Origin of the sequence: Burkholderia sp. Bp9090 (assembly GCF_003857985.1) — a bacterium.
Classification (GTDB): domain Bacteria; phylum Pseudomonadota; class Gammaproteobacteria; order Burkholderiales; family Burkholderiaceae; genus Burkholderia.
On sequence record NZ_QTPV01000082.1, the window covers coordinates 1 to 8,356 of the forward strand.

Annotated in this window: 6 protein-coding genes and 1 pseudogene; all 7 read right to left on the bottom strand. The window is 69.4% G+C overall.

From position 1 onward, the window contains the following. Window positions 1–187: pseudogene (locus DIE16_RS35935) on the bottom strand (L-asparagine permease); the annotation flags it as partial. Between the two features lie 756 nt (window positions 188–943). Beyond that, a complete protein-coding gene (locus DIE16_RS35945) occupies window positions 944–2,074 on the bottom strand; it encodes a diguanylate cyclase (protein ID WP_124524422.1) in 1,131 nt (376 codons plus the stop codon). A gap of 45 nt (window positions 2,075–2,119) precedes the next feature. Further along, window positions 2,120–3,127 carry a chemotaxis response regulator protein-glutamate methylesterase gene (locus DIE16_RS35950; RefSeq protein WP_124524423.1) on the bottom strand — a complete coding sequence of 336 codons (1,008 nt, stop codon included), beginning with the start codon at window positions 3,125–3,127 and terminating at the stop codon, window positions 2,120–2,122. Beyond that, entirely contained in the window at window positions 3,124–5,502 is a 2,379-nt protein-coding gene (locus tag DIE16_RS35955) for a hybrid sensor histidine kinase/response regulator (RefSeq protein ID WP_124524424.1), read from the bottom strand. Before DIE16_RS35955 ends, DIE16_RS35950 begins: the two co-directional genes overlap by 4 nt. Beyond that, a complete protein-coding gene (locus DIE16_RS35960) occupies window positions 5,499–6,236 on the bottom strand; it encodes a chemotaxis protein CheW (protein ID WP_124489842.1) in 738 nt (245 codons plus the stop codon). The genes DIE16_RS35955 and DIE16_RS35960 overlap by 4 nt, the downstream gene beginning before the upstream one ends. Next, window positions 6,233–7,705 carry a protein-glutamate O-methyltransferase CheR gene (locus tag DIE16_RS35965; RefSeq protein WP_124524425.1) on the bottom strand — a complete coding sequence of 491 codons (1,473 nt, stop codon included), beginning with the start codon at window positions 7,703–7,705 and terminating at the stop codon, window positions 6,233–6,235. Before DIE16_RS35965 ends, DIE16_RS35960 begins: the two co-directional genes overlap by 4 nt. 8 nt (window positions 7,706–7,713) lie before the next feature. Continuing rightward, window positions 7,714–8,190, bottom strand: a complete 477-nt coding sequence (locus DIE16_RS35970) for a chemotaxis protein CheW (protein WP_124489841.1) — start codon at window positions 8,188–8,190, stop codon at window positions 7,714–7,716. Window positions 8,191–8,356 lie beyond the last annotated feature (166 nt).

The window sequence follows — 8,356 nt, forward strand, 5'->3', positions numbered from 1 at the left end:
GCGACGGTCCGGCGGCCTGCAGACGGCCGCCCGCGCCGAGGAACAGACCGGTGCCGATCGCCCCGCCGATCGCGATCATCTGCACCTGTCGATTGCCGAGGGTCTTGTGGTAGCCGGCTTCGTGCGATTCAAGCCAGCTGCGTTTGTCGGTTTCGCCGGTTGTCGACGGTTCGGGAATCGATGCCATGACGGTATCCTCGTGCACGGATGTAATTGGATTCATCCCGATCGCGAGACGATCGGGACCACCGGTACCGGAGGATCAGGGTGCGGATTCAAGCGCACCCATCCTGATTGCGATTCGCCGATCTTGGCGAAAAGCGCGGTATGTCGCGAACTTATTCAGCCGTAATTCCCATCACAAACAGAATGCGAATTTGGACTAGGCCTGTTCGAATTCCTGCATATGGGCCTCGGCCGTAGCGCCGCAAAGTGCGTCAGCGGGCTCGTCGCGTGCGATGCCGCATATCGCGCATGTGCGACTGTCGTTTCGGTTTTTCTGTTTCCACTTCCGACCGGGATTCATGCTGGTTCAGGGTCACTTCGGCTCGCCGCGGCTGCCGTGCCTAATCGAGATCGGCTGCGCGGCACCGCGCGCGATGACGTCCGGCCGGCATTGCCTCAAGCATCAGTGGGCAAAGAGATCGCGACCGACTATCGTGTGATGGACGCGCGCGCTGTGCGGATTTCGCGATGCGCGACGCACTCTGGCATTTCTCTCTTGCGTCGGTCCGATCCGGCAGCACTTCGCGTTGCCGAGACATCAGATGAACGCGGTATGTCGTCGCGCCATACTCAAAGAACGCCTCGCCACATGGCATGGTTGGACTGTCTCTTCCGCAGCCAACGAAGTAATCTGATAAGGATAACTACTCTTGATGAAGGCACGTAGCCTGCGCTTGTCAACTTGACATAGCCGTAGCAAGACGCTGCCGCGTACGCATCAGGCCGGTTTCCCGCCGCCGTCGCTCGGCGTTGCCGGCCCCGCATCGATCGCGACGCGATTCTTGCCGTCGTGCTTCGCGCGGTACAGCGCGCGGTCGGCGGCTTCGATCAGCGACGTCATCGGCGTGCCGGCCGCCGGCACGACGCTCGCGCCGCCGATGCTGATCGTCACGTAGCGGCCGGTCGACGAATGCACGTGCTCGAGCCGCAGCGCTTCGATCGCAAGGCGAATCTTCTCGGCGAGCAGGCGCACGCCGCCCGGCGACGTGCCCGGCAGCACCACCGCGAATTCCTCGCCGCCGAAGCGTGCGGCGAGATCGCCCGGGCGGCCGAGGCAGCTTTCGACGGTCGAGGCGACCCGCTTGAGCACGTCGTCGCCCGACACGTGGCCGTACGTGTCGTTGTAAAGCTTGAAGTTGTCGACGTCGATCATCAGCAGCGACAGCTCGCTGCGCTCGCGCGCGCCGCGCCGCCATTCGGCGTTCAGGTATTCGTCGAGATAGCGCCGGTTCGACAGCCCGGTGAGCCCGTCGGAATGCGTGAGGCGGCGCAGTTCGAGGTTCGCTTCGAGCAATTGCTGCTGCGATTGCCGCAGTGCGCGGTAGGCTTCGTCGCGCTGCAGCAGGTTGACGTACGAGCGCGAGTGGTAGCGGATCCGTGCGACGAGCTCGATGCGGTCCGGCAGCTTCACGAGGTAGTCGTTCGCGCCGGCCGCAAACGCGGCGCTCTTGATTACCGGTTCCTCTTTGGTCGACAGCACGATGATCGGCACGTCGCGGATCACCGGATTCGTGCGGTACGCCTTCACGAGGCTCAATCCGTCGGTGCCAGGCATCACGAGGTCCTGCAGGATCACGGTCGGCCGCGTTTCGACTGCGGCGGCGAGCGCGTCGTCCGAGCGCGGGCAGTAGTGGAAGTCGATGCGGTCCTCGTCGGCAAGCGCGCGCCGCACGGCCTGGGCGACGATCGTCTGGTCGTCGACCAGCAGCACCATCACCGGCACGTCGGTCGCCGGCGGCACCTGCAGGGTCGCGCGCGCGGCTTCGAGCGCCGCGCCCGCGCCGTCCGCGCCGTCCGCGGCGGACGTGCCGTTATCGTGGCCCGGGCGTCGCGTGGAGTCCCTAGTCATGTCGACACCCGTTGTTGCCATTGCTGTCACGCAAGTCCATTTCATTCAGTTCCCGACGAGCGCCGCCAGTTCGCCCGCAATGCGCTCGAGCGGCAGGATTGCGCGCGCGGCGCCGAGCGTCGCGGCGGCTTTCGGCATTCCGTAGACGGCGCTCGTCGCCTGGTCCTGCGCGATCGTATGGTAGCCCTTCATCCGCATCGCCTTCAGCCCGATCGCGCCGTCGCGCCCCATCCCGGTGAGCAGCACGCCGATCACCTCGCCGGGCCAGTGCTCGGTCACGCTGCTGAAGAACACGTCGACCGACGGCCGGTACGGCGTCTCGGCCGGCTCGCGCGTGTATTCGAGCGTGCCGGCGCGCGTGATCCGCAGGTGGTCGTTGGTCGCGGCGAGCAGCACGAACGACGGCTGCGGCCGGTCGCCTTCGCGCGCGATGCGCACGTTGAGCGGCGTCTGGCCGTCGAGCCATTGCGCCATGCCGTCCGCGAACGCCTGGTCGACATGCTGCACGATCACGATCGGCGCGCCGAAATCGGTGGGCAGCGCGCCGAGGATCGACGCAAGCGCGGTCGGGCCGCCGGCCGACGCGCCGATCGCGACGAGCTGCCCGCCGTCGCCGCGCGCCGTCGTGCCGGCGGGGCGGGCGGCGCCCGCCGGATTGTCGAGCAGCCGGCCGATCTGGTCGATCTTCGCGAGCAACAGCTGCGCGGTGTCGCCGTTCGCGCCTGCGCCGAGCCGCGGCGTATCGACTGCGTCGAGCGCGCCCGCGCCCATCGCCTCGTACACGCGCCACGCATTCGCGCCGATGCTGCTCGTCACGATCAGGATCGCGCACGGCTTGCCCGACGACATGATCCGTCGCGTCGCCTCGACACCGTCGAACTTCGGCATGATCAGGTCCATCAGCACGACGTTGGGCGGTTGCGCGGCGCAGAACTCGACGGCCTGCGCGCCGTCGGTCGCGACCCACAGCACGCGGTGCTCGGGCCGCCGCGCGACCGCGCGGCGCAGCGCCTCGACGGCGAGCGGAAGGTCGTTGACGATGCCGATGTTCACGGACGGGCTTCTCCTATCAGGTCGCGTACGGCGTCGAGCAGGGTTTCGTCGTGGAAGCTGCTCTTCGCCAGGTAGTAGTCGGCGCCCGCGTCGAGTCCGCGGCGGCGGTCCTCCTCGCGGTCCTTGTACGACACGATCATCACCGGCAGCGATTTCAGCGCGGCATCGCGCTTGATCAGCGTGACGAGTTCGATGCCGTCCATGCGCGGCATGTCGATGTCGGTCACGACGAGATCGAAATCGGCGCCGCGCAGCGCGTTCCAGCCGTCCATCCCGTCGACCGCGACGGTGACGGCATAGCCGCGCTTTTCGAGCAACTTGCGCTCCAGTTCGCGTACCGTCAGCGAATCATCGACCACCAGCACGTGCCGGCGCCGTGCGACGGCCGTGTGCTGCGCGCGCTGCACCTTGTCGAGCTGGCCGCCGCGCACGAGCTTGTCGACCGAACGCAGCAAGTCCTCGACGTCGATGATCAGCACCGGTTCGCCATTCTCCATCAGCGCGGCCGCCGCGATGTCCTTGACCTTGCCGAGCCGGCGATCGAGCGGCTGGATCACCAGCATGCATTCGCCGCGGAACCGGTCGACGGCGATCCCGTACGACTCCCATTCGTCGCCGATCACGACGGTCGCGACGCTGTCGCCCGCCTGTTCCGGCAGCGGTGCGCCGAGCAGCTGGTGCGCGGTGACGAGCCCGACCGGGCGGCCGTCGAAGCGGAAATGCTGCTGGCCTTCGAGCGTGTCGATGTCGGCGCGCGCGAGTTCGAGCGTGCGGCGCACGTGGGCAAGCGGGATCGCGTACGCTTCGCCGCCGACCTCGACGAGCAGGCTGCGCACGATCGACAGCGTGAGCGGCAGTTGCAGCACGAAGCGCGCGCCGCGGCCCGGCTCGGTGAAGATCCGCACGGTGCCGCGCACGGCCTTGACCATGTCGTGCACCGCGTCGAGGCCGACGCCGCGGCCCGACACATCGGTGACGCGGTCGCGCATCGAGAAGCCGGGGAGCAGCAGGAAGTCGAGCAGCTCGAGGTCGGACAGCCGCGCGGCCGTGTCCGCGTCGGCGAGCCGGCGCCGCACGACGCCTGCGCGCAGCGCGTCGAGATCGATGCCGGCGCCGTCGTCGCTGACGGAGATCAGCAACTGGCCCGCGCTGTGGCGCGCTTCGAGCGTCACGCTCGCTTCGGCCGGCTTGCCGCGTGCGATGCGCTCGTCGGGCGTCTCGACGCCGTGGTCGAGCGCGTTGCGCAGCAGGTGGCCGAGCGGCGCGTCGAGCATGTCGAGGATGTCGCGGTCGACCTGCGTCGTTTCGCCGACGATCGCGAATCGCACGCGCTTGCCGAGCGAACGTGCGAGATCGCGGACGATGCGCGGATACGCGTGCGTTGCGTCGCCGAACGGTCGCATCCGGCAGCGCAACGCTTCGTCGTAAAGCTGCTGCGCGAGATGCGTGCTGCGGCGGTCGAAGCGGTCGAGCTCGTCCAGGCGCGCGCCGAGCTGCAGCTGCAGGTTGCCGAGCCCCTGGCGCACATCGTTCAGCGACGCGAGCGCGGCCGGGTCGAGCCGCTCCGCGAGCGTTTCGACGAGCACGTCCAGCGAGCGCGCGACGTCGCGCTGCATCCGCTTGATGCGCAGGATCGAGCCCGTGAACGGCTTCAGCCAGTGCGATTCGACGAGCGATTCGCTGGACAGGCTCAACAGCTGATCGAGTTGCTCGGCGCGTACGCGCAGCATCCGCTGCGGATCGTGCCGGGGGGGCGGTTGGGTGTGCAAAGGCGGGGCGTCGGGCGCGACGGCATGCAAGCCCGGCGACGGATCGGCCGGCGGGTGGCGCGGCGGGCCGTCGCCGGTGCACGGCGATATCGAGACAAGGGCGGCATCGTCGGGCGCGGAGCCGATGTGCGGCGCTGCGGCGCCTGGTTCCGGCGCGGGCGGTACGGGCAGTGTAAGCGGTGTGAGCGACACCGCGCGTTCGGCGCGCTCGTCCGACGCATCGGTCGGACCCAGTGCGGCCAGCGCGTCGAGGTCCGCGCGCGAGATCGCCGCCGCCGGATCGGCGTTGCCGACGCGCAGCAGCAGGTCCACGCCATGCAGCAGTGCGTCGATGTGCGCGGTCGTCAGCGTCAGCTCGCCACGCTGCGCGGCAACGAAGCATTCCTCCATCGCGTGCGCGACGTCGACGCCGTCCTGCAGGTCGACGATGCGCGCGGCGCCCTTCAGCGAATGCGCGGCGCGCATGCACGCTTCCAGCGCGGGCGCGTCGCCGGGCGAATGTTCGAGCGTTAGCAGTCCACTCGCGAGCGCCTGCGTCTGCGTGTGTGCTTCGTCGCGGAATAGGTCGAGCAGCGACAGGCGCATCAGGTCGTCGTCCGTGCTCATCGCAGGCTCCTCGCAAGCGAGTCGAACACGCGATCGGTGTCCAGCACGCCGATCGTTGTATCGCGCCACGCGAGCAGGCCGCGCGTGTGCATCGCGGCCGCGTGGGTGAGCGTCGTCGGCACCGGCAGCAGCGCATGCGCCGCGAAGCGCAGCACGCCCTCGACCTCGTCGACGGGCAGCGCAACCGCGTCGCCGCGATGCTCGACGACCAGCATCCGCGCATACGCGTTGCGCGACTCGTGCGGTCCGGTCGCGTTGCGTTCGAGATTCAGCAGTACACCGAGGGATGCTGCGATCGTCAGCGTGCCGCGCACGTTGACGAGCCCGAGCACGGCGCCGTCGCGCCGGTGCGGCAGCGAATGGATCGGGCGCGGCCCATCGACCTGCCGCAGCGCGGCGGCGGGCAGGCCGAGCCATTCGTCGCCGACGCGGAACGCGAGCGCGGACTGCTGCGCTTGCGCATCGTCGGCAGATGCGGCGGATGCAGTGAGTCGTGCGTCTGCAGGGGCTGGCTGCGAGGTGCTGCGTGCGGCGCGCGCCGTTTCGGCGAGGTCCGCGTCGGTGAGCGGCCGGTCGAGCAGCTTCCCGGCCGCGTGTTCGAACACCGGGCAGTTCAGGCAGCGGGTGTGCACGGCAAGCCGCGGACACGAGCCGTCACCTCGCGTGCCGATGAGATTCCAGCAATCGTCGACGGCCCTGGCCGGAGCGCGATCGTCACGAGCGGCGTGGGTCATGGGTTCCGCCCGGTTCGCTGGTCCGGTCCGCCGTCGGCACGGCTGACGTGCCGCGCGCTTGCCCGCTGCGCACGCAGCATCAGTTGCCGGGCACCTGCCGCGTCACCTGCCGCGTCGCGCAGCGCGGCGAGATGGGTCAGGGCCTCATAGTGAGCCGGGTCGAGATACAGCGTCTTGCGATAAAAATCCTGCGCGTCCGCATCGAGGCCGCGCGCATCGGCGATCAGGCCAAGCAGGTAGAACGCGTCTGCGTCGGGGCCGTGCGCGAGCGTGAATGCGTGCGCGGCACGCTCGGCGTCGTCGAGGCGGCCCGTGTCGGCGAGCCGGCGGGCGTCGGCGAGCATGGGCGCCGGGGCGGCGGGTGCGCTCGGCGCGGCATCCGCGGCATCGGGCGCCGCCTGCGCGATGCGTGTCGCCGGCGGCCGCTGTGGCACGGCCGGCGGGCGGTGCAGGGTTGCCGTTGCGAAATGGTTTGCCATGGAGGGTGCCGCCACCGGGTGCCGGGGCGGCAACGTCTGCGGCGCCACCGGCTTCGCAGATGCCACAGACACAGTGGGCGGCCGCTCGCCATCGTTCGCGCCCGTGGCCGGAGCATCAGCCTGCGCCGCGCGATGGAACGCGAACGCGAGCGGAATGCGCGCGGGCGCCAGCGCATGCCGCATCATCAGCCCCGTCTCGGCCGGGCCGACGAAGATCGTGCCGCCGTCCGCGAGTTGCCGCTCGAGCAGCCGGATCGACTGGTCCTGAGCGTGTCGGTCGAAATAGATCAGCACGTTGCGGCAGAAGATGAAGTCGTAGCGCGTGTCCGCGTCGAGCGGCAGGTCGAACAGGTTCGCCTGCACGAAGCGTACCGGTTCGCGCACCCGCAGGTCGAGCTGCCAGCCGCCGATCGTTTCGCTGAAGTGGCGGTCGCGGAATTCGAGCGGGTGGCCACGAAATGCGTTGCGTCCGTAGACGCCGGCCCGCGCCCGCTCGATCGCGCGTGCGCTGATGTCGATCGCGTCGATCGCGAAGCGTGACGGGCCGATGCCGGCGTCAAGCAGTGCCATCGAGATTGAATACGGCTCCTCGCCGGTCGAGCACGGCACGCTCAGCACGCGCAGCGTGCGCGCCGGCTCGCGCACGAGCCGCACGTCGGCGATCCGCGCAAGCGCGACGAATGCCTCGCGGTCGCGGAAGAACCACGTTTCCGGCACGACCAGCGTTTCGATCAGCGCCTGCCGTTCGTCCGCGGACGCATTCAGCCGCTGCCAGTACGCATCGATCGCGGCGCCACCGGCGGCCTCGGCGACGTCGTCCGGCATGCCGCCGGCGGGCCGCGGTGTGTCGGGCGCGTCCGGTGCATCGGCCTGCGTGACGCGTGCGCGTTCGGCAACCGCGCGCGCGAGCGCACGATTGCCGAGCGTCGCCGCATCCATCCCGGTTTCACGCGCGAGCCACGCTTCGAATCGAGGGTCGTTGGCGTTCATCATGGCCATCATCCGGCAAGCGCCTGCGCGGGCGGAAACAGCAATGCGCGCGCGTCGTCATCGAGCATCTGCTCTACGTCGATCCGCTGCACGAATCCCGTCGCGTCGGCGGCGACCGGCCCGAGCCAACGCGCGTGCGGCGTCGCGATCCCGCTGTCGGCGAATTGCGCGGGCGCGAACTCGCGCACCTGCGTCGCGTGCTCGACGATCAGCCCGAGCCATCGATCGGCGCCGTCCGCCTCGTGTTGCTGCGCATAGCGCACGACGACGAGCCGCGTCGATCGCAGCGCGTGCGCCGCGCGCCCGAGCGCGAGCCGCGGCACGTCAATCACCGGCACCAGCTTGCCCCGGTGATCGATCACGCCGGTGAGCCATGGCGGCGTACCCAGCATCGACTTCACGGGCGCGAGCGCCAGCACCTCGACGATCCGCGTCGCATCGAGCGCATAGCGTTCGCCGTCGAGTTCAAAAAGTAGGAAGAGCATCGTGTCGTCCGCACGAAGGCCGCGTGCGTCAGCCGTCGATCTTGAAGCGCGACACGCCGGTGCGCAGGTGGTTCGCGACGAGCGTCAGATCGTCGATCGCCTGCGACGACTGGCGCAGCGATTCGGCCGTCTGCTGCGCGGCTTCCGACAGCTGCGACAGCGCCTG

Bases quoted from the DNA above. Each gene is read 5' to 3' on its own strand.
- DIE16_RS35945 (WP_124524422.1), bottom strand. From the start codon at position 2,074: ATGACTAGGGACTCCACGCGACGCCCGGGCCACGATAACGGCACGTCC.
- DIE16_RS35965 (WP_124524425.1), bottom strand. From the start codon at position 7,705: ATGAACGCCAACGACCCTCGATTCGAAGCGTGGCTCGCGCGTGAAACC.
- DIE16_RS35970 (WP_124489841.1), bottom strand. From the start codon at position 8,190: ATGCTCTTCCTACTTTTTGAACTCGACGGCGAACGCTATGCGCTCGAT.
- DIE16_RS35955 (WP_124524424.1), bottom strand. From the start codon at position 5,502: ATGAGCACGGACGACGACCTGATGCGCCTGTCGCTGCTCGACCTATTC.
- DIE16_RS35960 (WP_124489842.1), bottom strand. From the start codon at position 6,236: ATGACCCACGCCGCTCGTGACGATCGCGCTCCGGCCAGGGCCGTCGAC.